26 protein-coding genes are annotated in these 26,956 nt (G+C 61.8%); 13 read left to right on the top strand and 13 right to left on the bottom strand.

Annotation, left to right across the window (positions count from 1 at the left end):
• Positions 1-13 precede the first annotated feature (13 nt).
• From fmt to AC1RL5_RS13170, 4 genes are all read left to right on the top strand, one after another.
• The gene (gene fmt / locus AC1RL5_RS13185; RefSeq protein ID WP_015633615.1) at positions 14-973 is read left to right on the top strand and encodes a methionyl-tRNA formyltransferase; all 960 of its coding nucleotides are present in this window, start codon (positions 14-16) and stop codon (positions 971-973) included.
• Complete coding sequence (gene rsmB / locus AC1RL5_RS13180) at positions 970-2,295, top strand: 16S rRNA (cytosine(967)-C(5))-methyltransferase RsmB (protein ID WP_072443358.1); 1,326 nt, start codon at positions 970-972, stop codon at positions 2,293-2,295. Before fmt ends, rsmB begins: the two co-directional genes overlap by 4 nt.
• Positions 2,296-2,317: 22 nt before the next feature.
• On the top strand, positions 2,318-3,691 hold the full coding sequence (trkA, locus tag AC1RL5_RS13175; protein WP_011058408.1) for a Trk system potassium transporter TrkA: 1,374 nt from the start codon (positions 2,318-2,320) through the stop codon (positions 3,689-3,691).
• Between the two features lie 115 nt (positions 3,692-3,806).
• Positions 3,807-4,124 (top strand): tetratricopeptide repeat protein, encoded by a 318-nt coding sequence (locus AC1RL5_RS13170; RefSeq protein ID WP_011058407.1) that lies wholly within the window; start codon positions 3,807-3,809, stop codon positions 4,122-4,124.
• A gap of 169 nt (positions 4,125-4,293) precedes the next feature.
• Here AC1RL5_RS13170 and AC1RL5_RS13165 read toward each other — a convergent pair whose 3' ends face one another.
• The 3 genes from AC1RL5_RS13165 to AC1RL5_RS13155 all read right to left on the bottom strand — a co-directional run bounded on the left by AC1RL5_RS13165 (position 4,294) and on the right by AC1RL5_RS13155 (position 6,099).
• Positions 4,294-4,533: a PilZ domain-containing protein gene (locus tag AC1RL5_RS13165; protein WP_011058406.1), complete on the bottom strand. Its 240-nt coding sequence runs from the start codon at positions 4,531-4,533 to the stop codon at positions 4,294-4,296.
• Between the two features lie 72 nt (positions 4,534-4,605).
• Complete coding sequence (locus AC1RL5_RS13160; protein WP_011058405.1) at positions 4,606-5,493, bottom strand: lysophospholipid acyltransferase; 888 nt, start codon at positions 5,491-5,493, stop codon at positions 4,606-4,608.
• Between the two features lie 42 nt (positions 5,494-5,535).
• On the bottom strand, positions 5,536-6,099 hold the full coding sequence (locus AC1RL5_RS13155; RefSeq protein ID WP_072451928.1) for a DNA-3-methyladenine glycosylase I: 564 nt from the start codon (positions 6,097-6,099) through the stop codon (positions 5,536-5,538).
• A gap of 81 nt (positions 6,100-6,180) precedes the next feature.
• On the opposite strand from AC1RL5_RS13155, the gene glyQ reads away from it, so the two are divergent.
• The 4 genes from glyQ (at position 6,181) to AC1RL5_RS13135 (ending at position 10,590) form a co-directional block, all read left to right on the top strand.
• Positions 6,181-7,134, top strand: coding sequence for a glycine--tRNA ligase subunit alpha (glyQ, locus tag AC1RL5_RS13150; protein WP_003177094.1), 954 nt, complete (start codon positions 6,181-6,183; stop codon positions 7,132-7,134).
• Entirely contained in the window at positions 7,131-9,185 is a 2,055-nt protein-coding gene (glyS, locus tag AC1RL5_RS13145; RefSeq protein ID WP_015633612.1) for a glycine--tRNA ligase subunit beta, read from the top strand. Before glyQ ends, glyS begins: the two co-directional genes overlap by 4 nt.
• 17 nt (positions 9,186-9,202) lie before the next feature.
• Positions 9,203-9,736, top strand: a complete 534-nt coding sequence (gene gmhB, locus AC1RL5_RS13140) for a D-glycero-beta-D-manno-heptose 1,7-bisphosphate 7-phosphatase (RefSeq protein WP_265577685.1) — start codon at positions 9,203-9,205, stop codon at positions 9,734-9,736.
• Between the two features lie 83 nt (positions 9,737-9,819).
• Entirely contained in the window at positions 9,820-10,590 is a 771-nt protein-coding gene (locus tag AC1RL5_RS13135) for a lysophospholipid acyltransferase family protein (protein WP_041114926.1), read from the top strand.
• 180 nt (positions 10,591-10,770) lie between these two features.
• On the opposite strand, the gene AC1RL5_RS13130 is transcribed toward AC1RL5_RS13135, so the two are convergent.
• The 3 genes from AC1RL5_RS13130 to AC1RL5_RS13120 form a co-directional block, all read right to left on the bottom strand.
• Positions 10,771-13,089 (bottom strand): CHASE2 domain-containing protein, encoded by a 2,319-nt coding sequence (locus AC1RL5_RS13130; RefSeq protein WP_492589290.1) that lies wholly within the window; start codon positions 13,087-13,089, stop codon positions 10,771-10,773.
• Between the two features lie 18 nt (positions 13,090-13,107).
• Complete coding sequence (locus tag AC1RL5_RS13125) at positions 13,108-14,106, bottom strand: FecR family protein (RefSeq protein ID WP_492589291.1); 999 nt, start codon at positions 14,104-14,106, stop codon at positions 13,108-13,110.
• A 399-nt stretch (positions 14,107-14,505) separates the two neighbouring features.
• On the bottom strand, positions 14,506-14,793 hold the full coding sequence (locus tag AC1RL5_RS13120; RefSeq protein ID WP_019095588.1) for a hypothetical protein: 288 nt from the start codon (positions 14,791-14,793) through the stop codon (positions 14,506-14,508).
• Positions 14,794-15,021: 228 nt separating this feature from the next.
• On the opposite strand from AC1RL5_RS13120, the gene AC1RL5_RS13115 reads away from it, so the two are divergent.
• Positions 15,022-15,750 (top strand): response regulator transcription factor, encoded by a 729-nt coding sequence (locus tag AC1RL5_RS13115; protein WP_011058398.1) that lies wholly within the window; start codon positions 15,022-15,024, stop codon positions 15,748-15,750.
• A 27-nt stretch (positions 15,751-15,777) separates the two neighbouring features.
• Here the strand turns inward: AC1RL5_RS13115 and AC1RL5_RS13110 are convergent, their stop codons facing one another.
• The 7 genes from AC1RL5_RS13110 to dnaA form a co-directional block, all read right to left on the bottom strand.
• Positions 15,778-16,098, bottom strand: coding sequence for an immunity protein Imm33 domain-containing protein (locus AC1RL5_RS13110; protein WP_169892327.1), 321 nt, complete (start codon positions 16,096-16,098; stop codon positions 15,778-15,780).
• Entirely contained in the window at positions 16,095-16,580 is a 486-nt protein-coding gene (locus tag AC1RL5_RS13105) for a DUF4265 domain-containing protein (RefSeq protein WP_011058396.1), read from the bottom strand. Before AC1RL5_RS13105 ends, AC1RL5_RS13110 begins: the two co-directional genes overlap by 4 nt.
• 151 nt (positions 16,581-16,731) lie before the next feature.
• Positions 16,732-17,256: a DUF4265 domain-containing protein gene (locus AC1RL5_RS13100; RefSeq protein ID WP_072451924.1), complete on the bottom strand. Its 525-nt coding sequence runs from the start codon at positions 17,254-17,256 to the stop codon at positions 16,732-16,734.
• Between the two features lie 338 nt (positions 17,257-17,594).
• Positions 17,595-20,012, bottom strand: coding sequence for a DNA topoisomerase (ATP-hydrolyzing) subunit B (gene gyrB / locus AC1RL5_RS13095; protein WP_011058394.1), 2,418 nt, complete (start codon positions 20,010-20,012; stop codon positions 17,595-17,597).
• 4 nt (positions 20,013-20,016) lie between these two features.
• Complete coding sequence (recF, locus tag AC1RL5_RS13090) at positions 20,017-21,120, bottom strand: DNA replication/repair protein RecF (protein ID WP_011058393.1); 1,104 nt, start codon at positions 21,118-21,120, stop codon at positions 20,017-20,019.
• Between the two features lie 20 nt (positions 21,121-21,140).
• Complete coding sequence (dnaN, locus tag AC1RL5_RS13085; protein WP_011058392.1) at positions 21,141-22,244, bottom strand: DNA polymerase III subunit beta; 1,104 nt, start codon at positions 22,242-22,244, stop codon at positions 21,141-21,143.
• 38 nt (positions 22,245-22,282) lie between these two features.
• Positions 22,283-23,824, bottom strand: coding sequence for a chromosomal replication initiator protein DnaA (dnaA, locus tag AC1RL5_RS13080; protein ID WP_072451923.1), 1,542 nt, complete (start codon positions 23,822-23,824; stop codon positions 22,283-22,285).
• Positions 23,825-24,390: 566 nt separating this feature from the next.
• Between dnaA and rpmH the strand changes: the two genes are divergently transcribed.
• Genes rpmH through yidC form a run of 4 tightly spaced genes read left to right on the top strand, consistent with a single transcriptional unit; the run spans position 24,391 to position 26,884 of the window.
• Positions 24,391-24,525 (top strand): 50S ribosomal protein L34, encoded by a 135-nt coding sequence (rpmH, locus tag AC1RL5_RS13075; RefSeq protein WP_003213577.1) that lies wholly within the window; start codon positions 24,391-24,393, stop codon positions 24,523-24,525.
• 16 nt (positions 24,526-24,541) lie between these two features.
• Positions 24,542-24,943 carry a ribonuclease P protein component gene (gene rnpA, locus AC1RL5_RS13070; protein WP_026020269.1) on the top strand — a complete coding sequence of 134 codons (402 nt, stop codon included), beginning with the start codon at positions 24,542-24,544 and terminating at the stop codon, positions 24,941-24,943.
• Positions 24,936-25,181 (top strand): membrane protein insertion efficiency factor YidD, encoded by a 246-nt coding sequence (yidD, locus tag AC1RL5_RS13065; RefSeq protein WP_003213574.1) that lies wholly within the window; start codon positions 24,936-24,938, stop codon positions 25,179-25,181. The genes rnpA and yidD overlap by 8 nt, the downstream gene beginning before the upstream one ends.
• A gap of 2 nt (positions 25,182-25,183) precedes the next feature.
• A complete protein-coding gene (gene yidC / locus AC1RL5_RS13060; protein ID WP_011064394.1) occupies positions 25,184-26,884 on the top strand; it encodes a membrane protein insertase YidC in 1,701 nt (566 codons plus the stop codon).
• The last annotated feature ends 72 nt before the right edge of the window (positions 26,885-26,956 follow it).

Raw genomic sequence — 26,956 nt, 5'->3', positions numbered from 1 at the left:
ATCGAGAATTCCCATGACTGAGCCACTGCGCATCGTCTTTGCCGGCACCCCCGAATTCGCCGCCGAACACCTCAAGGCCCTGCTCGACAGCCCTTACCAGATCGTTGCGGTCTACACCCAGCCGGACCGTCCGGCGGGGCGCGGGCAGAAGCTGATGCCCAGTCCGGTCAAGCAGCTTGCTCTGGAAAACGACATCCCCGTGCTGCAACCGCCGACCTTGCGCAATGCCGAGGCTCAAGCCGAACTGGCAGCGCTCAAGCCGGACCTGATGGTGGTGGTGGCCTACGGCCTGATCCTGCCCCAGGCGGTGCTGGATATTCCGCGCCTGGGTTGCATCAACAGCCACGCTTCGCTGTTGCCACGCTGGCGCGGTGCCGCGCCGATCCAGCGTGCGGTGCAAGCCGGTGACGCGCAAAGCGGGGTGACCGTGATGCGCATGGAAGCCGGCCTGGATACCGGGCCGATGCTGCTCAAGGTCAGCACCCCGATCAGCGCCGAAGATACCGGCGGCAGCCTGCACGACCGCCTGGCCGAGATGGGCCCGCCCGCAGTGCTGCAAGCCATCGAAGGCCTGGCCGCCGGCACCCTGGAAGGCGAAGTCCAGGACGACAGCCTGGCCACTTACGCCCACAAGCTGAACAAGGACGAGGCGCGCATCGACTGGAGCCGCCCGGCCGTGGAACTGGAGCGCCTGGTGCGGGCCTTCAACCCCTGGCCGATCTGCCACAGCAGCTTGAATGGCGAAGCGCTGAAAGTGCTGGCCGCCACCCTGGCCGAAGGCAAGGGCGCGCCGGGGGAAATCCTCGGCGCCAGCAAGGACGGCCTGATCGTTGCCTGCGGTGAGCAGGCGCTGTGCCTGACCCGCCTGCAACTGCCCGGGGGCAAGGCGCTGAACTTCAGCGACCTGTTCAACAGCCGCCGCGAGAAATTCGCCATCGGCACCCTGCTCGGCCCAGCAGCGGAGGCCCAATGAACCCGCGCCTGGCCGCCGCCAAGGCGCTGACTGCCGTGCTCAACGGCAAGGCCTCGCTCAACAGCTCGCTGCCGATCCAGCTGGACAAGGTCGAGGCCCGTGATCGCGGCTTCACCCAGGACCTGGCCTTCGGCACCGCACGCTGGCAGCCGCGGCTGTCGGCGCTGGCGGCCAAGCTGCTGCAGAAGCCGTTCAAGGCAGCCGACGCCGATGTCGAAGCATTGCTGCTGGTGGGCCTCTATCAGTTGCTCTACACCCGGGTTCCGGCCCACGCCGCCATCGGTGAAACCGTGGGCTGCGCCGACAAGCTGAAAAAGCCCTGGGCCAAGGCTCTGCTCAATGCCGTGCTGCGCCGTGCCCAACGCGAAAGCGAAACGCTGCTGGCCGAGTTGGAGCACGACCCGGTGGTGCGCACCGCGCACCCGCGCTGGTTGCAGAAATCCCTCAAGGCGTTCTGGCCCGAGCAGTGGGAGGCCATTTGCGCCGCCAACAACGCCCACCCGCCGATGATCCTGCGGGTCAACCGCCGGCATCACTCCCGCGATGCCTACCTGAAGCTGTTGAGCGAAGCGGGAGTTGCGGCCAAGGCTTGCGTCTATAGCCAGGACGGCATCGTCCTCGACGAAGCCTTGGATGTACGCAGCCTGCCGGGCTTTGCCGAAGGCTGGATCAGTGTGCAGGACGAGGCCGCGCAACTGGCCGCCGAGCTGCTGGAACTGGCGCCGGGGCAACGGGTGCTGGACGCCTGCTGCGCCCCGGGCGGCAAGACCTGCCACATCCTCGAAGTGCAACCGGCCCTGGCCGGCGTGGTAGCGGTGGACCTGGAGGCCAAGCGCCTGGTGCGGGTAAGGGAAAACCTCGACCGCCTGGGGCTCGACGCCCAATTGATCGCCGCCGATGGCCGCGACACCCAGGCCTGGTGGGACGGCAAGCCGTTCCAGCGGATCCTGCTGGACGCTCCCTGCTCGGCCACCGGGGTGATCCGCCGCCATCCGGATATCAAGCTGACCCGCCAGCCCGAAGACATCGCCGCCCTGGCGCAACTGCAAGGCGAACTGCTGGATGCCATGTGGCAGGCCCTGGAAGTGGGCGGCATCCTGCTCTACGCCACCTGCTCGACCCTGCCCACCGAGAACACCGAGGTCATCGAGGCCTTCCTGGCCCGCACCCCGGGTGCTCGTGAATTGGACATCGGCGGCCAACTGGGGCAGCCTGCGGCCGGCCTCAAGCAGCCCCACGGGCGCCAGTTGCTGGCGCAAGAAGGCGGCCACGACGGCTTCTACTACGCCAAGCTGATCAAGATTGCCGCCGCACGCGGTTAAACGGTTTTAAGGGAGTGACTGGATGAAGATCATCATCCTCGGCGCCGGGCAAGTGGGTGGCACGCTGGCGGAACACCTGGCCAGCGAAGCCAACGATATCACCGTGGTCGACACCGACGGCGAACGCCTGCGCGACCTCGGCGACCGCCTGGACATCCGCACCGTGCAGGGCCGCGCCTCGTTCCCGACGGTGCTGCGCCAGGCCGGCGCCGACGACGCCGACATGCTGGTGGCGGTAACCAACAGCGACGAGACCAACATGGTCGCCTGCCAGGTGGCCCACACCCTGTTCCACACCCCGACCAAGATCGCCCGGGTGCGCGAAGCCGCCTACCTGACCCGCGCCGGGCTGTTCGACAACGATGCGATTCCGGTGGACGTGCTGATCAGCCCCGAGCAGGTGGTGACCAACTACATCAAGCGCCTGATCGAGCACCCCGGTGCGCTGCAGGTGATCGACTTCGCCGAAGGCAAGGCGCAACTGGTGGCGGTCAAGGCCTACTACGGTGGCCCGCTGGTGGGCCAGCAACTGCGCCAGCTGCGCGAGCACATGCCCAACGTCGACACCCGGGTGGCGGCGATCTTCCGTCGCGACCGGCCGATCATGCCCAAGGGCGATACAGTGATCGAGGCCGACGACGAAGTGTTCTTCATCGCCGCCAAGGCCCACATCCGTGCGGTGATGAGCGAGATGCGCCGCCTGGAGGAATCCTACAAGCGCATCGTCATCGCCGGTGGCGGGCAGATCGGCGAGCGTCTGGCCGAGGCCATCGAAAGCCGCTACCAGGTGAAGATCATCGAGATGAACCCGGCCCGCTGCCGCTACCTCTCCGACACCCTGGACAGCACCGTGGTGCTGCAGGGCAGCGCCTCGGACCGCGACCTGCTGCTGGAAGAGAACATCGCCGACGCCGATATCTTCCTGGCCCTGACCAACGACGACGAAGCCAACATCATGTCCTCGCTGCTGGCCAAGCGCCTGGGAGCGAAGAAGGTGATGACCATCATCAACAACCCGGCCTACGTCGACCTGATCCAGGGTGGCGACATCGACATCGCCATCAGCCCGCAGCTGGCCACCATCGGCACGCTGCTGGCCCACGTGCGCCGTGGCGATATCGTCAGCGTGCACTCCCTGCGCCGGGGCGCGGCGGAAGCCATCGAGGCCATCGCCCACGGCGACGCCAAGTCGAGCAAGGTGATCGGCCGTGCCATCGAGAACATCGGCCTGCCGCCGGGCACCACCATCGGCGCGATCATTCGCGACGAAGAAGTACTGATCGCCCACGACGACACGGTGATCGAAGCCGGCGACCATGTGATCCTGTTCCTTGTGGATAAAAAACACATCCGCGACGTGGAGAAACTGTTCCACGTCGGCCTGAGCTTCTTCTGATCAACAACTCTGTAGCCGCTGCCGAAGGCTGCGATCGACTGCGCAGCAGGCGCTGCCCTTGCGAAGGCCCTGCGGGCCTGATCGCAGGCTACACGAGCCCACAGGAGTGACAACGATGCTTGAATCCCTGGAAAAAATGCTCGCCAAGGGTGTGGATAACGCCCTGCTGCGCTTTGGCCTGGGCAAGGGTTACCTGGATCAGGGCGATTTCGCCAAGGCCGCCGAGCACCTGCAACGTTGCGTGGCCTTCGACCCCAAGTATTCCGCAGCGTGGAAGTTGCTGGGCAAGGCCTGCCAGGGGCAGGGCGACCTGCCGGCAGCGCGCCAGGCCTGGGAACAGGGCCTGGAAGCGGCCCGGGGCCACGGCGACAAGCAGGCGGAAAAGGAAATGACGGTGTTCCTGAAAAAACTCGACCGCCAGTCTCAAGGCTGACCCCACCCCTCCTCGGTAGCCGCAGTTGCAGGCTGCGAACGAGCTGGGCGGCACTCCGATGCACTGCTCGCTAGCTGAAGACCCGCACAGGCTCGACAAGAGAGCGCCAAGCAAGGCCCTTCGGTCCTTTTCGCAGCCTCGCGGGCTCGGCAGCGGCTACGGGGCTATTTCACAGGTAGCGCAGGGCGATCCCTTCCGCGTCCACTTGCACCACTTCCATGCGCACCCGCGGCGCCGTCACCGGCAGGCCCTGGACCTGGCCGTAGACCACCGCGCCCTTGGGCAGTCTTGCCAGGGCCGGGCTCTGTACATAGACGCCGCTGGCGGACAGGTTGCGGGTCTGCCCCAGGCATTCGCCGATGCTTTCGTGGGAAATCTTGATGCGGAACGACTTGCGATGATCGGACATCTTCTGCGCCCTTGTTCGGTGTGCTGTGGATAACTCCCGGTGCGGGGTTATCCACAGATCGTGCCAGCTCCCTCAGTACCAGCGCGCCTCGCCAGGCGGGCGCTTCTTGAAGCGTTTCATGCTCCACATGTACTGGCTTGGATAGGCCCCCACATAACGCTCGACCACCTTGCTCATGGCCGCGCAGGAGGTTTCGGTATCAGTGCTGTACATGTCTTCCGGCGCCGCTTCGAGGATCACCTTGTAGCCCGAGCCGTCGGGCAGGCGCAGGGCATGGAGGAACACGCCGACCGCCTTGCCGCCGGCCAGCATGTTCGGCACGAACTTGCTGGTCAGGGCCTGGGTGGCGAAGAAGGGCACGAAGATCCCGGCGGACTCGGCCGGTTCCGGGTCGGCGGGGATGCCCACTGCCCCCCCTTTGCGCACTTCCTTGATGACGCTGAGGATGCCTTCCTTGGTGGAAGCCGCCACGCGGTTGCCCAGTTGCACCCGCTGCTTGCGCAGCAGTTCGTCAACCGCCTTGAGCTTGGGCGGACGGTAGAAAATGATCGGTTTGCACTGGCTGCAATAGAAGTGGTTGAGCACTTCCCAGTTGCCCAGGTGGCTGGTAATGCCAACCACGCCCTTGCCCGAGGCCAGGGCGTCCTTGAGTACTTCCAGGCCCTCGACTTCACGCACCAGGGCAATGGAACGCTCGGCCGGCCAGATCCAGGCGCAAGCGCTTTCGGTCAGGGACTTGCCGATGTCCTTCAGGCTCTGGCCCACCAGGCGCTCGCGTTCCGCCGGGTCCATCTGTGGAAAACACTTGGCCAGGTTGATACGCACCACCTCGCGGGAACGATTGGGCGTCTTCCACATGATCCAGCCGATGGCTGCGCCGACCGCCTGCACCGCGCGCCAGGGCAGCAGGGCAAACAACCGCAGAGCACCCACCAGCAGGGCGCCTTTGAACTTATCCACAAATGACTCCTGATCTTGGTCATGAAGCGTGTCGCCAGCCGGCTATTCTAACCACGCATCGGCCAGGATGGCGTACCGATCACAGTCCAGGGTGTGGTCCATGACCATCCCCGAGGCCTGCATCAGCGCATAACAGATGGTCGGGCCGACGAAAGTGAAGCCGGCCTTGCGCAAGCCGCGGCTCATGGCTTCGGCCTCCGGCGTCACCGCCGGCACTTCGCTGCGGTCCTTGAAATGGTTGATCTTCGGCACGCCACCGACGAAGGCCCAGAGAAAGGCCACCGGGTCTTCCAGCTCCAGCCAGGCCTGGGCGTTGCGCCGCGCGGCGTTGAGCTTGAGGCGGTTGCGGATGATGCCCGGGTCCTGCATCAGGTCGTCGATCTCGGCATCGCTCATCTGCGCCACGCGCTGCACATCGAAGCCGAACAGCACCTGGCGATAGTGCTCGCGCTTCTTCAGCACGGTGATCCATGACAGCCCGGCCTGGAACCCTTCGAGCAATAACAACTCGAACAAGCGCTGCCCATCGCGCAGCGGCACGCCCCACTCCTGATCGTGATAAGCCATGTACAGCGGATCTTCGGAACACCAAAAGCAGCGTGGCATAAGGCTCCAGTGGGCGTGCGCAGGACTGAATCGGGTATACTCCCGCTCCTTAAATCGCAGCCCAAGTAACAGGTGAATTTCGTGAGCCAGCCTACGCCAGCCGTGCGTACCTTCCAAGACTTGATCCTCGCCCTCCAGCAGTACTGGGCCGAGCAAGGTTGTGTGGTACTTCAGCCCTACGATATGGAAGTAGGCGCCGGCACTTTCCACACCGCTACCTTCCTGCGGGCCATCGGCCCGGAAACCTGGAACGCCGCTTATGTGCAGCCCAGTCGTCGCCCGACTGACGGCCGCTACGGCGAAAACCCCAACCGCCTGCAGCACTACTATCAGTTCCAGGTGGTCTTGAAGCCCAACCCGGAGAACTTCCAGGAGCTGTACCTGGGTTCCCTGAAGCACGTGGGCCTGGACCCGCTGGTGCACGACATCCGCTTCGTCGAGGACAACTGGGAATCGCCGACCCTGGGCGCCTGGGGCCTGGGCTGGGAAGTCTGGCTCAACGGCATGGAAGTGACTCAGTTCACCTACTTCCAGCAAGCCGGTGGCATCGAGTGCTACCCGGTGACCGGTGAAATCACCTATGGCCTGGAACGCCTGGCCATGTACCTGCAGGGCGTGGATTCGGTATACGACCTGGTGTGGGCCGACGGCCCGTTCGGCAAGGTCACCTATGGCGATGTGTTCCACCAGAACGAAGTGGAGCAGTCGACCTACAACTTCGAACACGCCAACGTCGAGAAGCTGTTCGAACTGTTCGATTTCTACGAAAGCGAAGCCAAGCGCCTGATCGAGCTGGATCAGCCACTGCCGCTGCCGAGCTATGAAATGGTCCTCAAGGCCTCGCACACCTTCAACCTGCTGGATGCACGCCGGGCCATCTCGGTCACCGCACGCCAGCAGTACATCCTGCGTGTGCGCACCCTGGCGCGTTCCGTTGCGCAAGCCTACCTGCTGGCCCGTGCCAAACTGGGCTTCCCGATGGCAACCCCGGACCTGCGTGATGAAGTGTTGGCTAAGTTGGAGGCGGCACAATGAGTGCGCAAGATTTTCTGGTTGAACTGGGCACTGAAGAACTGCCACCCAAAGCCCTGAACACCCTGGCCGAAGCCTTTCTGGCCGGCATCGAAAAAGGCCTGCAGAGCGCCGGCCTGAGCTTCCAGGCCAAGCACGTATACGCCGCGCCACGGCGCCTGGCGGTGCTGATCACCCAACTGGCCACCCAGCAGCCGGATCGCAGCATCAACCTCGACGGCCCGCCACGCCAGGCAGCCTTCGATGCTGAAGGCAACCCGACCCAGGCGGCCCTGGGCTTTGCCAAGAAGTGCGGCGTCGAACTCAGCGAGATCGACCAGAGCGGCCCGAAACTGCGCTACAGCCAGAGCATCAAGGGCAAGCCGACCGCCAGCCTGCTGCCGACCATCGTCGAAGATTCGCTGAACGACCTGCCGATTCCCAAGCGCATGCGCTGGGCCGCGCGCAAGGAAGAGTTCGTGCGCCCGACTCAATGGCTGGTGATGCTGCTGGGCGATGAGGTCATCGACTGCACCATCCTCGCCCAGAAGGCCGGTCGCGACTCCCGCGGCCACCGCTTCCACCACCCGCAAAGCGTGCGCATCACCGCGCCGGCCAACTACCTGGCCGACCTGCGTGCCGCCTACGTGCTGGCCGACGCCAACGAGCGTCGCGAGCTGATCAGCAAGCGCACCGCGGAACTGGCGACCCTGCAGGAAGGCACGGCGATCGTCCCGGCGGACCTGCTGGACGAAGTGACTGCCCTGGTCGAATGGCCGGTGCCACTGGTGTGCTCGTTCGAGGAGCGCTTCCTCGAAGTGCCCCAGGAAGCCCTGATCACCACCATGCAGGACAACCAGAAGTACTTCTGCCTGCTGGACGTGGACGGCAAGCTGCTGCCGCGCTTCATCACCGTGGCCAACATCGAGAGCAAGGACCCGCGCCAGATCATCGAGGGCAACGAGAAAGTCGTGCGCCCACGCCTGACCGACGCCGAGTTCTTCTTCAAGCAGGACAAGAAGCAGAAGCTCGAAGACTTCAACCTGCGCCTGCAGAACGTGGTCTTCCAGGAAAAACTCGGCAGCGTCTACGACAAGGCCGAGCGGATCTCCAAGCTGGCCGCCTTCATTGCCCCGCGCATCGGCGGCGACGCCCAGCGCGCCGCACGCGCCGGCCTGCTGTCCAAGTGCGACCTGGCCACCGAGATGGTCGGCGAGTTCCCGGAGATGCAAGGTATCGCCGGCTACTACTACGCCCTCAATGACGGCGAGCCGGAAGATGTCGCCCTGGCCCTGAACGAGCAGTACATGCCACGTGGCGCCGGCGCCGAGCTGCCCAGCACCGTGACCGGTGCCGCCGTGGCCATCGCCGACAAGCTGGACACCCTGGTGGGGATCTTCGGCATCGGCATGCTGCCCACCGGCAGCAAGGACCCCTACGCCCTGCGTCGCGCGGCACTGGGCGTGCTGCGGATCCTGATCGAGAAGAAGTTCGACCTCGACCTGAACGACGCCGTGGCCTTCGCCGTCAGCGCCTTCGGCAGCAAGGTCAAGGCCGCCGGCCTGGCCGACCAGGTGCTGGAGTTCATCTTCGACCGCCTGCGTGCCCGTTACGAAGACGAAGGCGTGGATGTGGCCACCTACCTCTCGGTGCGTGCCCTGAAGCCGGGTTCGGCCCTGGACTTCGACCAGCGCGTGCAAGCCGTGCAGGCCTTCCGCAAGCTGCCGGAAGCCGCCGCCCTGGCTGCGGTGAACAAGCGCGTGTCGAACCTGCTGAGCAAGATCGAAGGCAATGTGCCGACCACCATCGAAGCCAAGTACTTCGACAACGCCAACGAGTTCTCCCTGTACTCGGCGATCCAGCAAGCGGACCAGGCTGTACAGCCCATGGCCGCTGCCCGCCAGTACAGCGAGACCCTGGCCCGCCTGGCCGCCCTGCGCGAGCCGGTGGACGCCTTCTTCGAGGCGGTGATGGTCAATGCCGAGGACGCCAATGTACGGGCCAACCGCTACGCGCTGCTGGCGCGGCTGCGGGGCCTGTTCCTGGGCGTGGCCGACATTTCGGTACTGAGCTGATCAGGTAGGGAACTGCTGTGAAACTGCTGATACTCGATCGTGACGGCGTGATCAATCACGACTCCGATGCCTACATCAAATCGGTGCGGGAGTGGATTCCGCTCCCCGGCGCGATCGAAGCCATTGCGCAGTTGAGCAAGGCCGGCTGGACGGTGGCGATCGCCACCAACCAGTCCGGCATCGCTCGCGGCTACTACGACCTGGCCACCCTCGATGCCATGCACGCGCGCCTGCGCGAACTGGTGGCGGAGCAGGGCGGCGAAGTCGGGCTGATCGTCTACTGCCCCCATGGGCCCGACGAAGGGTGCGCCTGCCGCAAACCGAAACCGGGCATGCTGCGAACCATTGCCGAGCATTACCAGGCAGAACTGACAGGTCTATGGTTTGTCGGTGACAGTCTCGGTGACCTGGAAGCCGCAAAAGCCGTCGACTCTCAGCCAGTATTGGTAAAGACCGGGAAAGGCGAAAAGACTCTGGGGAAAACCCTGCCGGTAGGCACCTTGATTTTTGACGACCTGGCGGCCGTTGCCGCTGAACTTATCCACAATTAGGCCCCTTCTGGCATCCTGACCAAGGACTGTTCGGGAGAGCGCTTTTTAACAGGCGGGCAATGCCCGCAATGGTAAATGCCGCTATGTCGATCCTGCAGGCCATCAGAACCTTTTTCTTTTACCTGCTACTGGGCACCAGTTCCTTGCTGTGGTGCTCCCTGAGCTTTTTTATCGCGCCGTTCCTCCCATTCAAGGCGCGCTATCGCTTTATCAACGTCTACTGGTGTCGCTGCGCGCTGTGGCTGACCAAGGTATTCCTCAATATCCGCGTGGAAGTGAAGGGCGCGGAAAACGTCCCCGAGCGGCCTTGCGTGATCGTTTCCAATCACCAGAGCACCTGGGAAACCTTCTTTCTCTCGGCCTACTTCGAGCCCCTGAGCCAGGTGCTCAAGCGCGAGCTGCTGTATGTGCCGTTTTTCGGCTGGGCCATGGCCATGCTGCGGCCCATCGCCATTGACCGGGACAACCCCAAGGCTGCCCTCAAGCAGGTGGCGAGCAAGGGCGACGAGTTGCTCAAGGACAATGTCTGGGTACTGATCTTCCCTGAAGGCACCCGCGTGCCTTACGGCCAGATCGGCAAGTTTTCCCGCAGCGGCAGCGCCCTGGCGGTGAATGCCGACCTGCCGGTGCTGCCGGTGGCCCACAACGCGGGCAAGTTCTGGCCGAAGACCGGCTGGGCCAAGCGCCCCGGCACCATCACCGTGACCATCGGCGCGCCGATGTATGCCGAAGGCAGCGGCCCGCGGGCCATCGCCGAGCTCAATGACCGGGTGGCGGCCTGGAATGAACAGGCTCAACGGGATATGGGCTCATTGCCACCATTGGCCACTTCTACGGATAAGGTTGCTGTATGAGCTTCTGTGGATAACCTGTGTACGACTTTTCCTACAAGGCTTGAAATCGAATTATAAATCACTGATTTATATATATATTTCCCAAGCTCATAAAATGTGGAAAAACGTGCATAAGTTTTTCAGCAGACAAAAAAACCGGCCTTGGAGCCGGTTTTTTTCACCTGGGATATTCCCGGCCCTTCATTCCTCCAGCAAAGGCAGTTCGAGGATGAAGCAAGAGCCCCGACCCACCACGCTCTGGCAACTGATACGGCCCTGATGCCGGTCCACCACCGCCTTGACCATGGACAAACCCAGGCCCAGGCCATCAATGCCCTTGGCCGAAGCAAAGCGCTGGTACTGGCCGAACAGCTGGGGCAGATCCGCGGCATCGATACCCCGGCCTTCATCGGTGATCTCGCAGCGCAGCCAGCCTGGGGTACAACTGACCCGAACACTCACCCTGGACTCCACCGGGCTGTACTTGATGGCGTTTTCCAGCAGGTTGAACAGCGCCCGGGTCAGTAGCGACTGGTCCGCCAGCACCAGGCCTTCGGCCTCGTCGTCCAGGTCATGCTCCAGGTGAATGTCCTTCAACTGGGCTAGGGTCGTGGCCTGATCGAAGGCGTCCAGGACCAGCATGGCGAACATGCTCGGTTCGAACTGGTAGGCCTCCGACTCGGCCTTGGCCAACTGCACGAAGGCCTCGGTCAGAGCCAAGGCCCGGCGTACCTGCTGTTCGATCTGGCCGTACACCTGCCGGGGCGTCGCCGGCTGATGGCGCTGCACATCCAGCAAGGCCAGGATCGCCGAATGGGGCGCGCGCAGATCATGGGACAGAAAGCGCAACAGCACGCTGCGTTGCTGTTCGGCGTCGCGCTCGACGCTGAGGTCGGTGAGGCTCAGCAGCCAGCCAATGGCGGTATCGCTGTCCACCGGCAGCAGCGGCGCCAGTTCCATGCGCAGGCTGCGCTGCTGAACATCACGGAACTCCACCGCCGGCAGTTGTTCCAGCCGGGGGTACAAGGCCGGTTCCGTCAGGCCCGGGTAACCCAGGGCGGCCAACTGGGCAATCAGCCCTTCACCCACCAGGGAATGGGCAAACACTTCCCGTGCATTGCGGTTGGCCAGCAGGATCTTGCCGTCGGGGTCGCTGATCAGGGTCGCCACCGGCAGGTACTCCAGGCCATCGGCGATAAAACGCCGGGTGTCCCGGGTGCGGCTCAGGGCCTGCTCCAGAGCGACGATCTGCCCCTGCAGCACATCCCCGGCCGGGGCCTGGCTGCGCCGGCGTTCCGGCAACACCTTGGGCTCGCTGTCCAGGCGCGCCAGTTCCCAGCCGAAGTAGGCCAGGATCACGCTCAGCCGGCGCCAGTTCCAGATCAGGTAGGCCAGCAGCATGCCCAGCAGGCTGGCCACCGGCGACCACCAGTAGCCCAGCCGCAGCATCAATACCGAGCCCGCCAGGCCCAGCCCCATGCAACCCAGGGTTATCCACAGCGCGTGGCGCGGCCGCCACAGCAACAGGCCCAGCAACACAGCGGTCAGGGCCATGGACAGCAGCATCCCCGACCACTGGCCCAGGGCAACCACGCTGCGATGCTGGAGCAGGCCGTTGAGCAGGTTGGCCTGGATCTCCACCCCCGGGGTGGTGCCCTGGCTGCCGGATTGCGGGGTCACGTAGCGGTCCCCCAGCCCCGGGGCCGTGGAGCCCACCAGGATCAGCCGGTCGCGCAGCAGCTCCGGCGGCACTTCGCCCCGCAGCACGCTGACATAGGGCACGCTGGGAAAGCCGGCGTCGGCGCTGATAAAGGGAATGCGCACCGGGTTGGACCGCAGCCACCCCTGGGCCACGCGAGGTTCACCGGGCCCGGGCATATGGGGAAATGCCGGCTCGGCTTCGGTCAGTTGGTACAGCAGCCATGTCAGTTGCGCCCGGGGAGCCAGCATCGGGCCTTCGCGCAGGTACACGCTGCGCACCGTGCCATCGGCATCCGCTTCGGCATTGATATGGCCCAGGCCGCGGGCGCAATTGCGCAGCAGCGGCACCGGCGGGATTTCCTCAATGTCCTGGCCATAGCGGGCAACGCCCTGGCGCAGCACCGGCAGGAACACATTGCCGGCCCGGCACAGGGCGGCAGCCAGGCGGGTGTCGTTTTCCACCGTGCTGCCGGGTTCACTGAGGATCACATCGAACAGCACCCCTTTGGCCTCGGCCGCGCTCAGCCGGTCCAGCAGTTGGCCATGCATGGCCCGCGGCCAGGGCCAGCGCCCCAGTTGCTGCAAGCTGTAGTCGTCGATGGTCACCAGCAGGATGCGCGGGTCCACCGGTAGCGGGGTGAAGCGCCGCAGGTTGTCGTAGAACAGATTGTTCAGGGCCAGGCCGTGGCTCAGGGACAACACCGCAGTCAGCGGCAGAAGAATCAGGCTGACCCACAGCCACTCCCGCACCAGCCCGCGGAACAGGCGCTGAGCCTGGGTCGGTTCACGGCCTTCGGCCCGACGGCGCCACACGCTCATGGACGGCCCACCGGAGCGTTATTCAACACGGGTGGTCCTGGGGTAATAAAAGATGTCATAGACCCCGGTTTCGCCTTCCAGGCCGTGCTCATCGAACGCCGAAAGACGCACGTGATAAAAAAATGCCTGCAAGCCGGTGAAGTTGACCTGCGGGGTGCTGGAGAACTGCTCCTGCTTGATGTTCAGGAAGTCCTTGTCGGTGGCGACCTGGGCCCGGTAGCGGCTGGCACCGGGCAAAGGTTGCAGGATCAGTTGCCAGACGGGCAGGGCACCGGTCTGCCCAGACTGCCCCAGCAGCCTCGGCGCGGCCAGCAGTTCCACCGGCTTGAGCTCGCCCTGTTTCTGGATCCGCAGCCCCTGGCGCGCCATGACCTGGACTTCACCCGGCACCGGGCCTGCCGGTTTATCCACAGGGCGCTGACGCGTACGCCGCGGTCCCGGCTGCGGCGCGTCCTCTTCGCGATTCACTGCCACCTGGCCATTGAGCACCTCCACCAGGGATTGCTGATCGTCATTGCGTACCCGGAAGTGAGTACCGCGAACCCCCAGCACGCCCACCGGCGTAACGATCTGGAAACGGTCGTGATCACTGGTGCGCTTGATCACGTAGGACTCGATCTGGCCCTGCTCCAGCACAACCTGAGGGATGGCGTACCGGTTATTGAGTTGCAGGGTGACCTGGGAACTGGAAGGCAGCACCACCCGCGAACCGTCTCCCAGGGACAGGCTGACGAAGGCCGACGGCGAGGTCCTGACCCCTTCCTTCTCATCGATGCTCATGCCTTCCTGCAGGAGCACCTCGCGTCCCTTGGCGTCCAGTTTCCAGGCTTCGCCGGTCAGGTGTTCCACCGTCGCCGGCAGGGGCTGACCACGGCACTGCTGGTTGTCATCGATATAGGGCAGCCGTGGCGCAGCCGCCTGTGCCGCACACAACGGCAGAATCAACCCGGCCAACAGCAGGGCGACACGCGCGACCTGAGGCCGGCCGGTGGACGGAAAAGGGCAGAGGTCATTCATGGATGTGCTTAGAGCCTTTGGGAAAACCGCGGCGAAATCCTACGCACCATACCTGAGGCAGATCGTTGGCAGAAAGCCGGACGCTGCGGGATGTCGCCCAAAGACAGGAACCCGGTCGGGCGAGGGCGGAAACAGGACAGGGCGAGAAGAAAGTGACACGTCCCTGTGTCGGAACCGGAGCGACAGGTCGCCCGGCCCAAAGTCCTGAGGAGGCACTCCCTGTATTCCCCTTCAACGACGCACGCGCGCGCGCGTTGTCCCGCCAGCCTGGCGGTTGACACTCCCTGTGTCGGAGCACTTCCAGGTGCCCCCGTGTGCCACTCAGCGGGAAGCAATGTAACGCTGGCCGCAAAGCTGCGACGGATTTGCAATATTTGTTCAGAATCATTGCCGCGGCCTCTAGAACACCCAGCGCGGGGCCGGTGGCTGCAGGTTCGTGGGTAGCGCTGTCCGACCGATCACGGGCTCGGCGTCCAGGGTCAGGTTGGAGTCACTGCCGGCGGGCAGGGCAAACGCCGGGTATTGCCCGATGCCGGAGGGCTGACAGCAGCCCGCTGTGGACGCTGGCACGGTACAGGCACTGATTCCCAGATAAGCCGCCAGCATCAAACTGAGAAGACGCACCGGATCATCGCCGCTGAATATTCTGACAAGCGCGACCTGGCCTTTCCTGAGCAGGTTCCCCATGGTTCTTTTCCTTGTTTGTACGAGCCGGTATCGTGCTGCTCAATAGCCCGACGGCCCGTGCTCCGGGCGCCTTACCGGCTATTTGATATCAGCGTACCGAGGGACCCGGGGCTCAAGAGCAATTCGCCACAATTGTTCAGATTCAGGCCAGGTGCCTAAACTTCCCCTCAGTCCGAGCCCGGCAGCCACGGCCCCGGGCGCTCTTGGAACCATAAGGAACTGCCTCGCATGCGTGTCGCGATACTGGATGACGAACCTGCGGAACTGGCGCGGGTGGAACAGACACTGCGAGAGATTCCCGGCCCCGGCGAACAGCCCTGGACCTTGCACAGCTTCGAGCGCGGAGAAGACCTGCTGCGCCAGTTGCGCCGGGAAACCTTCGACCTGCTGATCCTCGACTGGCAAGTGCCGGACCTCAGCGGCCTGTCCCTGTTGCGCTGGACCCGGGAACACATGGATTCGCCGCCCGCGGCCATCATGCTCACCAGCCGCGATGCCGAGAGCGATATCGTCCAGGCCCTGAACACCGGTGCCGACGACTACCTGAGCAAGCCGTTTCGCCCCAACGAACTCAAGGCCCGGGTCAACGCGGTACTGCGCCGCCATGGCTTGCAGCGCAACCACAGCGAAGAAGTGCAGAGTTTCAACGACCTGAGCTTCGATGATGCGGAACTGACCGTCACCCGCGCCGGCGCTCCCATCAGCCTTACCGAGCGCGAGTACCGCCTGGCCCGCTGCCTGTTCGCCAACCTGGGCCGGCCGCTGTCCCGGGAGTACCTGTACGAACGGTTCTGGACCCATGAGGAAATCGTTTCCTCACGGCCCCTGGATACCCACATCTACCGCTTGCGCAACAAACTCGGGCTGACCGCGGATCGCGGCTGGCAGCTGTTGACGATCTACGGCTATGGCTACCGCCTGGAAAGTGTCGCGTCGCCTGAAGAACAGGGCAGCTGACTGCTTGCCTTCAAAAGCGGCTTGATATCATTCCGGGTCCCGCCAGACATCTTCATAGCCGGCGCGGTCGATGATGAAACGCGTCCCGCTCGGCAGGTACAGGTAATCGATCACCTCCGGCAACAGCTCGAGCAGATGCTCGGCACACAGAGGCTGGTAGAAATCCACCGCAGTGGAATGTTCGCCGCAGTGGATAAACCAACTGACCGTGCCGTTTTCCGGCAACTCGACCCGGGTGCCATAGATGGGCGATTGCGCAAGGGAGCCTATGGCCAGAGCAATCATCGGCTCCGGGGCCTGGGGAGCAAGGTCGTAGCGTTCACAGATAAGCTGCTGTCTTTCGTTCATAGGGCCAGCCACCAATCGAGCAGGGTCTCGTCATCGGTGTCATCGAGGTTTTTATAGATGTTGGCGTAGTACCACTCGCTGCCCGTGGTCTCGCGAAAGCGGTTGAAGAACAGGGCGATGTTGTCCATGCCGCTTCGCGCCGGCACCGACAATGTCAGATTGCCCTTGTAGCGCCCGTCGAGCATGCCACCCAATTCGCTCGCCACATCCGCCGCCAGGGCCATGATGTGTTCTTCAGGGATGTGATCCGAATAGATATGGATGCAGAAGTTGCCGCCACGCTTGAGCACCACGGCGGGGGCCTGCGGATCCTTGATCGAAATGATGTCGCCCTTGGCCAGGTTCAGCGCCAGCCCTGGAGAATAGAGAATCTCGTAACTGTCCTCATCAATGCGCCGGACATGCAGCGGCTCATAGACCGGGCCACGGCTATTCTGCCCCGCAACAACCCGAATCGATATTTCCTGGTTTTCATCATCCATAACCCATTTCCGTGCGATTGCTGTTTCTACAAAGGGTGAAATGAGCCGAACCGGCTCAGCCGCGTAGCGGGGTCAACTGATCGATAAACACATCTCGAACGCGCCTGTTCGATGGCCGGAGCGTCTCGCAGCTCAGGTGCCAGCACAGCACCTAGTGATCCCGCCAGGTGACGCACTCAAGTGAGGCCAGTGAAGAGCACTCGCTCAGGCGCGCAGGCTCAATGGCCTCGTGCTGTAAACAGGCATCTTCATAGGCGACATGTTGGTCGTCGGAGATGGAGGCCAGGTATTGGTCGATTGCGCAAAAACTGACCTCGGGCGCGATATCCACAGTGAACAGCGACAGGCCCCGGGTAACCGTGCACCGGGCGCCAAGGCTGCGCAGGTGCTGCACAATCCCCGAGCGCTCTGACTCGCGCTCGGCAAAAACCCGCAGCGTCGAGTGCCCGGATTGCCGCACCACGACAGTCGCGATCCGCTCATGGGCCTCAGCGCGAGTCAGCACCCAGTCCCCCTTGCTAACGCCATAGAGATAGTAGGGCGTGTTATCCAACTGGTAGACATCCGCCCCCCGTTGAATGCCCCAAATCGACTCATACTCCACCGGTGGATAACCGTCGGCGTCGACGGTGAGCTTGAAAATGATCTTGTGAAACTGTGCTGTCGAGGTATCCATTCCATCTCACCGAGGCGCCGCCATGGGCCTCATGAACTGCACGTAAAAGAAGTTTTCCTCGAAGGAAAATATGACCTCTGCGCTGTGATAAGGCTGGGCACTGGAATGAACCAGTCCCATAGCGCCTTTGACGCTACCTGATCAAACAGTACGACTTGCTGTTTGTCGTCAGCACTCAGGCCACAGTCCACGGCATTGAAACGCCAGGCGATGGGGTAGGGTACTTCATCGAATAGGTGGCTGTTTGTACCTGCCAAGATCAACGTCCTTATTTACTCCATCCAATAAAAAGGCCAACGCTAAGCGTCGGCCTTTTTATTTCCAGCTGTGCCCCCGGATCAGAAGTCCAGGTTGGACACCGCCAGGGCGTTGCTTTCGATGAAGTCGCGACGAGGCTCGACCGCATCACCCATCAGGGTGTTGAAGATCTGGTCGGCGCCGATGGCGTCTTCGATGGTCACTTTAAGCATGCGGCGCATGCTTGGGTCCATGGTGGTTTCCCACAGCTGGTCAGGGTTCATCTCGCCCAGACCTTTGTATCGCTGGATGGTGTGGCGCTTGGTGCTTTCCGCCATCAGCCAGTCCAGGGCCTCCTTGAACTCGGTGACGGCTTTCTTGCGTTCGCCGCGCTGAACATACGCGCCTTCGTCCAGCAGGGTGCTCAGTTGAGCACCGAGGGAGACGACGGTCTTGTAGTCGTTGCTGCCGAAGAAGTCGCGGTTGAAGGTGACGTAGTTGGACAGGCCGTGGGAGATCAGCTCGACCTCTGGCAGCCACACATTGCGTTCACGGTCTTCGCGCAGGCTGGCCTTGTAGACCAGGCCGGACTTCTCGGAAGTGCGCAGGCGGGCGTCGTACTTGGCCAGCCAATCCTGCATGGCGGCGTGGTCGGACAGTTGCTCCATGGTCACGGCCGGCAGGTAGATGAAGTGCTCGGTCAGCTCCTGCGGGTACAGGCGCGACAGGCGCTTGAGGGTCTTCATCACCATGCGGAAGTCGTTGACCAGGCGCTCCAGCGCCTCGCCGGAGATCCCCGGGGCTTCTTCGTTCAAGTGCAGGCTGGCATCTTCCAGAGCCGACTGGGTCATGTAGTCTTCCATGGCGTCGTCGTCTTTGATGTATTGCTCTTGCTTGCCTTTCTTGACCTTGTACAGCGGCGGCTGGGCGATGTAGATGTAGCCGCGCTCGATCAGCTCCGGCAACTGACGGAAGAAGAAGGTCAGCAGCAGGGTACGGATGTGCGAACCGTCAACGTCAGCATCGGTCATGATGATGATGTTGTGATAACGCAGCTTGTCGATGTTGTACTCTTCACGGCCGATGCCGCAGCCCAGCGCGGTGATCAGGGTGCCCACCTCTTGCGAGGAGATCATCTTGTCGAAGCGTGCCTTCTCGACGTTGAGGATCTTGCCCTTGAGCGGCAGGATCGCCTGGGTCTTGCGGTTGCGGCCCTGCTTGGCGGAACCGCCAGCAGAGTCACCTTCCACCAGGTAGAGTTCGGACAGGGCCGGATCCTTTTCCTGGCAGTCCGCCAGTTTGCCCGGCAGGCCGGCGATATCCAGCGCGCCTTTGCGGCGAGTCATTTCACGGGCTTTACGCGCCGCTTCACGAGCGCGGGCAGCGTCGATCATCTTGCCCACCACCAACTTGGCTTCGTTGGGGTTTTCCAGCAGGAAGTCGGAGAAGTACTTGCCCATTTCCTGTTCGACCGCGGTCTTCACTTCGGAAGAAACCAGCTTGTCCTTGGTCTGGGAGCTGAACTTCGGATCCGGCACCTTCACCGAGATGATCGCGGTCAGGCCTTCACGAGCATCGTCACCAGTGGTGGCGACCTTGTGTTTCTTGGCCAGGCCTTCCTGCTCGATGTAGTTGTTCAGGTTACGGGTCAGGGCCGAACGGAAGCCCACCAGGTGGGTACCGCCGTCGCGCTGAGGAATGTTGTTGGTGAAGCACAACAGGTTCTCGTTGAAGCTGTCGTTCCACTGCAAGGCGATTTCCACGCCGATGCCGTCTTCACGCTGGATGTTGAAGTGGAACACCTGGTTGACCGCAGTCTTGTTGGTGTTCAGGTATTCAACGAATGCCCGCAGGCCGCCTTCGTACTTGAACAGCTCTTCCTTGCCGCTGCGCTCGTCCTTGAGGACGATGCCGACACCGGAGTTGAGGAAGGACAGTTCACGGATCCGCTTGGCCAGGACGTCCCAGCTGAAGTGGATGTTCTTGAAGGTTTCAGCCGAAGGCTTGAAGTGGATCTGGGTACCGGTGGTTTCGCTGTCGCCAACGATCTTCATCCGCTCTTGCGGAACACCGTGGACATAGGTCTGTTCCCAGATCTTGCCGCTACGGCGCACGGTGAGGATCAGCTCCTCGGACAGGGCGTTCACTACCGATACACCTACGCCGTGCAGACCGCCGGAGACCTTGTAGGAGTTATCGTCGAACTTACCGCCGGCGTGGAGCACGGTCATGATGACCTCTGCCGCCGAAACGCCTTCTTCTTTATGCACATCTACCGGGATGCCGCGACCGTTGTCGCGCACGGTGATGGATTCATCCGGGTGGATGATGATGCTGATGTCGTCGCAATGGCCGGCCAGCGCTTCGTCGATGGAGTTATCGACCACCTCGAACACCATGTGGTGCAGACCGCTGCCGTCATCGGTGTCGCCAATGTACATACCGGGACGTTTGCGTACGGCATCCAAACCTTTCAGCACCTTGATGCTGGTCGAGTCGTACGTATTTTCTTCGCTCATGCCTTCACTCCCGATGGTCGTGGGTCTGGGTGATACGGCCTTGTTCCACGTGGAACAAAGCGACTGGCGTTTCCGTCTGCCAGCCTTCCCTCAATAATTCGTGGTCTACACAGGTGATAAACACCTGGCAGCGTAAGTCTTCCAACAAGCGACAAAGTGCGCGGCGATGCTGCTCGTCCAGCTCGGACGGCAAGTCATCCACCAGATAAATACACTGACCGCGGCGAGCCTGGCTCACCAGGTGCCCCTGGGCAATGCGCAAGGCACAGACCACCAGCTTCTGCTGGCCACGGGACAAGATGTCCGCGGCGTTGTGTCCGCCTAAGCGCAGACGCAAATCAGCACGTTGTGGGCCGGCCTGGGTATGACCCATTTGCTGGTCACGGTGGAGGGCGGTCGCGAGCACTTCACTGAGCTCCCGGTCCTTGTCCCAACCACGGTAATAGCTAAGCGTCAGGCCCTCGAGCTGCAACAGTTCGCCCAAGGTCCGCTCAAAGACTGGTTTCAAGGCTTTGATATAAGCGCGGCGGTATTCATCGATTTCAGCGCTGGCCTGACACAGTTCCCGGTCCCAGGCCGCTTGCGAAGCGGCGTCAAGTGTACCATGCCGCAGCCATGAGTTCCGCTGCCGCAGGGCCTTCTGCAAGCGCTGCCAGGTGGACATGAAGCGTGGTTCCACATGGAACACTCCCCAATCCAGGAACTGCCGACGGATCTTCGGTGCCCCCTCCAGCAGGCGAAAGCTGTCCGGGTTGATCAACTGCAGCGGCAGGATCTCGGCCAACTGCGCCGCGCTGCGGGCATTCTGACCGTCGATGCGGATCTGGAATTCCCCCTGGCGATCACGGGATATCCCCAGGCTGCTATGGCCGCCCTGGGCCAACTCCACCTGGCCGAACACCGTGCAGGCCAGCTGCTCGTACTGGATCACCGGCAACAGGCGGGCACTGCGGAACGAGCGGGCAAGCCCCAGCAGGTGGATGGCTTCCAGCACGCTGGTCTTGCCACTGCCGTTGGCGCCGTAGAGAAGGTTGATGCGGGGGGAGGGGGAGAAGGTCACCGGGTGCAGATTGCGCACCGCGGTGACCGAGACGCGACTGAGGGACATCTAGCTTCTGCTGAGCATGATTACAGGCGCATCGGCATGACAACGTAAGCCGAGTCGTCGTTGTCGGATTCCTGCACCAGCGCACTGCTGTTGGAATCGGACAGGATCAGGCGAACCTGTTCGGTGGTCATCACGCCCAGCACGTCCAGCAGGTAGCTGACGTTGAAGCCGATTTCCAGGGAACCGCCGTTGTATTCCACGCCCACTTCTTCTTCCGCTTCTTCCTGCTCCGGGTTGTTGGCCTGGATCTTCAGCTGACCATTGGCCAGTTGCAGACGGATGCCGCGGTACTTCTCGTTGGACAGGATCGCGGTACGGCTGAAGGCTTCGCGCAGCGCCTGGCGATCACCCAGTACCAGCTTGTCACCGCCTTTGGGCAGCACGCGCTCGTAATCCGGGAACTTGCCGTCCACCAGCTTGGAGGTGAAGGTGAATTCGCCGGTGGTGGCACGGATGTGGTGCTGACCCAGGACAATGCTGACGTTGCCATCGGGCTCGGTGAGCAGGCGCGCCAGTTCCAGGATGCCTTTGCGCGGCACGATCACCTGGTGGCGATCCGGCTGGCCGATGTCCGCCTGCATCGAGCACATGGCCAGACGGTGACCGTCGGTGGCCACGGCGCGGATGATCCCGGCGGACACTTCCAGCAGCATGCCATTGAGGTAGTAGCGCACATCCTGCTGGGCCATGGCGAAGCTGGTGCGTTCGATCAGGCGGCGCAGTCGGCTCTGCTCCAGCTGGCAGGTCAGCGAGCCCGGGCCTTCTTCCACAGTCGGGAAGTCGTTGGCCGGCAGGGTCGACAGGGTGAAGCGGCTACGCCCGGCCTTCACCACCAGCTTCTGCTCGTCGACCTTGATATCGATCAGGGCATCGTTGGGCAGGCTCTTGCAGATGTCCATCAGCTTGCGCGCGGGAACGGTGATTTCCCCCGGCTCGGCTGGCTCTTCAAGTTGCACACGACCGACCAGCTCGACTTCCAGGTCGGTACCGGTCAGCGACAGTTGCTGGCCTTCGACAACCAGCAGCACGTTGGAAAGCACCGGCAAGGTCTGGCGGCGTTCGACGACGCCGGCGACCAGTTGCAGGGGTTTCAACAGGGCTTCGCGTTGAATGGTGAAATGCATGGTCTAGTCCCTTGCCTTAATAAGCTGCGTTGGAGTCATCAAGTGGTCAGAGTACGCAGCAGGTTCTTGTAGTCCTCGCGGATGTCCGCGTCGGATTCCTTAAGTTCATTGATCTTGCGGCAGGCGTGCAGAACCGTGGTGTGGTCGCGACCGCCGAACACATCGCCGATTTCCGGCAGGCTGTGGTTGGTCAGTTCCTTGGACAGGGCCATGGCCACCTGACGCGGGCGGGCCACCGAACGGGAACGCCGCTTGGACAGCAGATCGGAAATCTTGATCTTGTAGTACTCGGCGACGGTGCGCTGGATGTTATCCACAGACACCAGCTTGTCCTGCAGCGCCAGCAGGTCCTTCAAGGATTCGCGAATCAGCTCGATGGTGATATCGCGGCCCATGAAGTGCGAGTGGGCGATGACCCGTTTTAGGGCACCTTCCAGTTCACGGACGTTGGAGCGAATGCGCTGGGCAATGAAGAACGCTGCATCATGAGGCAGCTCGACCTTGGCCTGGTCGGCCTTCTTCATCAGGATCGCCACCCGGGTTTCCAGCTCAGGCGGTTCGACGGCCACCGTCAGGCCCCAGCCGAAGCGCGACTTGAGGCGCTCTTCCAGGCCTTCGATCTCCTTCGGGTAGCGGTCGCTGGTGAGAATCACCTGCTGGCCGCCTTCGAGGAGGGCGTTGAAGGTGTGGAAAAACTCTTCCTGGGAACGCTCCTTGCGGGCGAAGAATTGAATGTCATCGATCAGCAGCGCATCGACCGAACGGTAGAAACGCTTGAATTCGTTGATGGCGTTGAGCTGCAACGCCTTGACCATGTCCGCCACGAATCGCTCGGAATGCAGGTACACGACCTTGGCATTCGGGTTCTTCTTTAATAGGTGGTTACCCACAGCGTGCATCAAGTGGGTCTTACCCAGGCCGACGCCACCATAAAGGAACAGCGGGTTGTAGCCATGCTTGGGGTTGTCCGCCACCTGCCAGGCCGCCGCGCGGGCCAGCTGGTTGGATTTACCCTCGACGAAATTCTCAAAGGTGAAAGTGCGGTTCAGGTAGCTGGTGTGCTTGAGCGCGCCCTCTACCTGGACGGTACGCTGTTCGGCGCGTACCGGTGCCTGCTGCGAGCTGGCGCCCGCCATCGGGTCGAAGCTGTCACGAGAGGGTTCTTCGCTGACTTCGGCAGCCTTCTGTGCGGCGGCTTTCTTGGCCGGGGCAGAAGTGTGTGCCGGAGTGGGCGCGGGAGCAGCCGCCGGGGCAGCATTGGCTGCTGCGGCTTGCAGCGCTTGCGAAGCGGCAGCGGCCAGTGGCGCGTTAGGTGCGGCGCGAGGCGCCGAACTGCGTTTGCTGCCTATTAATAAGGAAAGAACCGGTGCCATGCCGTTGCCGTGTTCATCCAGCAGCTCGAGCACACGCCCCAGGTACTTTTCATTGACCCAATCGAGAACAAAACGATTCGGTGCGTATACACGCAACTCGTCGCCTTCGGCTTCGACCTGTAGCGGACGGATCCAAGTGTTGAATTGCTGGGCAGGCAGCTCATCACGCAGAAGCTCCACGCACTGCTGCCAAAGTTCCACTGACACGGATATCCCCTAAGTTGAAAGCCGGTGAGGCAAAAACAAGCGGCCATTGTAGCGATCAGCCGCCCACTTATCCACATGTAGCGTGTCCTCAGGACACTAAGAATCAACGCCTTACCCCGAATAAACACGACCAGCGGTATGTGCATAAGCTCTGTGGATAACCCCACTTGAGGCCATTGCACAACTCGGGGCGAAACTCTGTGGATAACTCGCCTGTGGATAACCGACCGTTCCACACACAGGTTTTCCGATGGCGCAGCACAGGCAGGACACCGTTTCTCAACCGTGTTGTCATTCTCTGTACAGTACGGACTAGAAGGGCTTGAGTCAGTTATCCACAGATGAGGACGTCCCTAGTCTTTATAAGCTTTACAGAAAAGCTTTAAATACTTTCCTTCTTTATTTTTATATCTAGCCGACCCTGGCTCACAACCCCGTACCCGGACATACATAGATAAAGGAAAAGCTGGTTGGAAATTGACCTAGAGGCTTGCTTTCTCTAGAATCGCCGATCTCTTAAAACGGGGGCCATTCCGGCCCGTTGTGGACGAACCAGGTAACACGACATGAAACGTACTTTCCAACCAAGCACTATCAAACGCGCTCGTACCCACGGTTTCCGTGCTCGCATGGCTACCAAGAACGGTCGTGCCGTCCTGTCGCGTCGTCGCGCCAAAGGTCGTGCGCGTCTGGCAGTTTGATAATCCGGCACTGGAGGTGAGTCAGGACTTCAGTCGGGAAAAGCGTCTGCTTACTCCCCGGCACTTCAAGGCGGTCTTTGACTCCCCTACCGGCAAGGTTCCGGGGAAAAATCTCCTGCTCCTTGCGCGCAACAACGATCTTGATCATCCCCGTCTGGGGCTCGTGATCGGGAAAAAGAGCGTAAAACTCTCCGTTGAGCGCAATCGCCTCAAGCGTCTGATGCGCGAATCGTTTCGTCTCCACCAGGACTCACTGGTCGGATGGGATATCGTTATCGTCGCGCGCAAAGGTTTGGGCGATGTAGAAAACCCCGAATTGATTCAGCATTTCGGCAAACTCTGGAAACGCCTGGCACGCAACAAGCCGGTACCAGCAGCCAACTCCGAAACTGTAGGGGTAGACAGTCCCGATGCGTAAACTGGCACTCGTTCCGATCCAGTTTTACCGCTATGCCATTAGTCCTCTGATGGCCAATCACTGTCGTTTCTACCCCAGTTGTTCCTGCTACGCGTTGGAAGCCATCGAAAATCATGGCCTTCTGCGCGGTGGCTGGCTGACCTTTCGTCGTTTAGGTCGCTGTCATCCGTGGAATCCCGGTGGTTATGACCCGGTTCCACCTATCCCTACCTCCCGTTCTTCTTCGATGGCCGAGTAATCATGGATATCAAACGCACGATCCTGATCGTCGCCCTGGCAATCGTGTCCTATGTCATGGTTCTTAAATGGAACCAGGATTATGGCCAAGCTGCCCTGCCGACTCAGAATGTTGCTTCCAGCACGACCGCCCCGGGCTTGCCGGATGCGCCAACAGGCACTTCCGCTGCCAACGACGACATTCCGCGCGCGGCAAGCGACACCACCGCACCCGCTGAAGCGCCTGTAGCGGCAAGCAAAGATCTCATTCAGATCAAAACGGATGTGCTCGACCTGGCTGTCGATCCACAAGGTGGGGATATCGCGCAACTGCGTTTGCCACTGTATCCACGTCGTCAGGACCACCCGGAAATCCCGTTCCAGCTGTTCGATAACGGCAACGAGCGGACTTATCTGGCACAAAGTGGCCTGATTGGCAGCAACGGCCCGGACGCAAGCCCGGCCGGTCGCCCGATCTACTCGGCCGAGAAGAAAAGTTATCAACTGGCTGACGGTCAGGACCAATTGGTGGTCGACCTTAAGTTCAGCAAGGACGGCGTCAACTACATCAAGCGCTTCACCCTGAAGCGTGGCCTGTATGACATCACCGTTTCCTACCTGATCGACAACGAAAGCGCGCAGCCCTGGACCGGTGCGATGTTCGCCCAGCTCAAGCGCGACGCCAGTTCCGATCCATCCTCCAGCACCGCCACCGGCACCGCGACTTACCTGGGCGCCGCCCTGTGGACAAGTTCCGAGCCGTACAAAAAAGTGTCCATGAAAGACATGGACAAGGTGAACGAGGACAAATCCAAGGCACCCATCACTGAAAATGTTCAGGGTGGTTGGGTTGCCTGGCTGCAGCACTACTTCGTAACCGCCTGGATTCCGCCAAAAGGCGAGAACAACCAGGTTCTGGCGCGTAAAGACAGCAAAGGCAACTACATCATCGGCTACACCGGCCCTTCGATGACCGTTGCTCCGGGTGCCAAGGCTGAAACCAGTGCCATTCTGTATGCCGGCCCGAAAAGCCAGGCCGTGCTGAAAGAGTTGTCCCCAGGCCTGGAACTGACCGTGGACTACGGCTTCCTGTGGTTCATTGCCCAGCCGATCTTCTGGCTGCTGCAACATATCCACAGCCTGGTGGGTAACTGGGGCTGGTCGATCATCTTCCTGACCATGCTGATCAAGGGGATCTTCTTCCCACTGTCGGCTGCCAGCTACAAGTCCATGGCACGCATGCGTGCAGTGGCTCCGAAACTGGCCGCGCTGAAGGAAAAATTCGGCGACGATCGTCAGAAAATGTCCCAGGCGATGATGGAGCTGTACAAGAAAGAGAAGATCAATCCGCTGGGCGGCTGCTTGCCGATCCTGGTGCAGATGCCGGTCTTCCTGTCCCTGTACTGGGTACTCCTGGAAAGTGTGGAAATGCGCCAGGCACCGTTCATGCTGTGGATTACCGACCTGTCGATCAAGGATCCGTTCTTCATCCTGCCGATCATCATGGGCGCCACCATGTTCATCCAGCAGCAGCTGAACCCGACGCCTCCGGATCCGATGCAGGCCAAGGTGATGAAAATGATGCCGATCATCTTCACCTTCTTCTTCCTGTGGTTCCCGGCGGGTCTGGTGCTGTACTGGGTAGTGAACAACTGCCTGTCGATCGCTCAACAGTGGTACATCACTCGTAAGATCGAAGCGGCTACCAAGAAAGCAGCTGCCTGACCTACGCTGTGGATAACCACACAAGACGCCCCCTAGTGGGGCGTTTTGCTATCTGTCACTTTTGTCTGGATG

Source organism: Pseudomonas sp. GW822-FHT06D10, from assembly GCF_058799535.1.
Note: the sequence above shows the minus strand (reverse complement) of the source record. Positions and strands in the feature narration are given on the sequence as shown.

Excerpts from the sequence above, each read along its gene's own strand:
- fmt (WP_015633615.1), top strand. The coding sequence starts at position 14 with ATGACTGAGCCACTGCGCATCGTCTTTGCCGGCACCCCCGAATTCGCC.
- rsmB (WP_072443358.1), top strand. The coding sequence starts at position 970 with ATGAACCCGCGCCTGGCCGCCGCCAAGGCGCTGACTGCCGTGCTCAAC.
- trkA (WP_011058408.1), top strand. The coding sequence starts at position 2,318 with ATGAAGATCATCATCCTCGGCGCCGGGCAAGTGGGTGGCACGCTGGCG.
- AC1RL5_RS13170 (WP_011058407.1), top strand. The coding sequence starts at position 3,807 with ATGCTTGAATCCCTGGAAAAAATGCTCGCCAAGGGTGTGGATAACGCC.
- AC1RL5_RS13165 (WP_011058406.1), bottom strand. The coding sequence starts at position 4,533 with ATGTCCGATCATCGCAAGTCGTTCCGCATCAAGATTTCCCACGAAAGC.
- AC1RL5_RS13155 (WP_072451928.1), bottom strand. The coding sequence starts at position 6,099 with ATGCCACGCTGCTTTTGGTGTTCCGAAGATCCGCTGTACATGGCTTAT.
- glyS (WP_015633612.1), top strand. The coding sequence starts at position 7,131 with ATGAGTGCGCAAGATTTTCTGGTTGAACTGGGCACTGAAGAACTGCCA.
- AC1RL5_RS13135 (WP_041114926.1), top strand. The coding sequence starts at position 9,820 with ATGTCGATCCTGCAGGCCATCAGAACCTTTTTCTTTTACCTGCTACTG.
- AC1RL5_RS13130 (WP_492589290.1), bottom strand. The coding sequence starts at position 13,089 with ATGAGCGTGTGGCGCCGTCGGGCCGAAGGCCGTGAACCGACCCAGGCT.
- AC1RL5_RS13125 (WP_492589291.1), bottom strand. The coding sequence starts at position 14,106 with ATGAATGACCTCTGCCCTTTTCCGTCCACCGGCCGGCCTCAGGTCGCG.
- AC1RL5_RS13120 (WP_019095588.1), bottom strand. The coding sequence starts at position 14,793 with ATGGGGAACCTGCTCAGGAAAGGCCAGGTCGCGCTTGTCAGAATATTC.
- AC1RL5_RS13115 (WP_011058398.1), top strand. The coding sequence starts at position 15,022 with ATGCGTGTCGCGATACTGGATGACGAACCTGCGGAACTGGCGCGGGTG.
- AC1RL5_RS13110 (WP_169892327.1), bottom strand. The coding sequence starts at position 16,098 with ATGAACGAAAGACAGCAGCTTATCTGTGAACGCTACGACCTTGCTCCC.
- AC1RL5_RS13105 (WP_011058396.1), bottom strand. The coding sequence starts at position 16,580 with ATGGATGATGAAAACCAGGAAATATCGATTCGGGTTGTTGCGGGGCAG.
- AC1RL5_RS13100 (WP_072451924.1), bottom strand. The coding sequence starts at position 17,256 with ATGGATACCTCGACAGCACAGTTTCACAAGATCATTTTCAAGCTCACC.
- gyrB (WP_011058394.1), bottom strand. The coding sequence starts at position 20,012 with ATGAGCGAAGAAAATACGTACGACTCGACCAGCATCAAGGTGCTGAAA.
- recF (WP_011058393.1), bottom strand. The coding sequence starts at position 21,120 with ATGTCCCTCAGTCGCGTCTCGGTCACCGCGGTGCGCAATCTGCACCCG.
- dnaN (WP_011058392.1), bottom strand. The coding sequence starts at position 22,244 with ATGCATTTCACCATTCAACGCGAAGCCCTGTTGAAACCCCTGCAACTG.
- rpmH (WP_003213577.1), top strand. The coding sequence starts at position 24,391 with ATGAAACGTACTTTCCAACCAAGCACTATCAAACGCGCTCGTACCCAC.
- yidD (WP_003213574.1), top strand. The coding sequence starts at position 24,936 with ATGCGTAAACTGGCACTCGTTCCGATCCAGTTTTACCGCTATGCCATT.
- yidC (WP_011064394.1), top strand. The coding sequence starts at position 25,184 with ATGGATATCAAACGCACGATCCTGATCGTCGCCCTGGCAATCGTGTCC.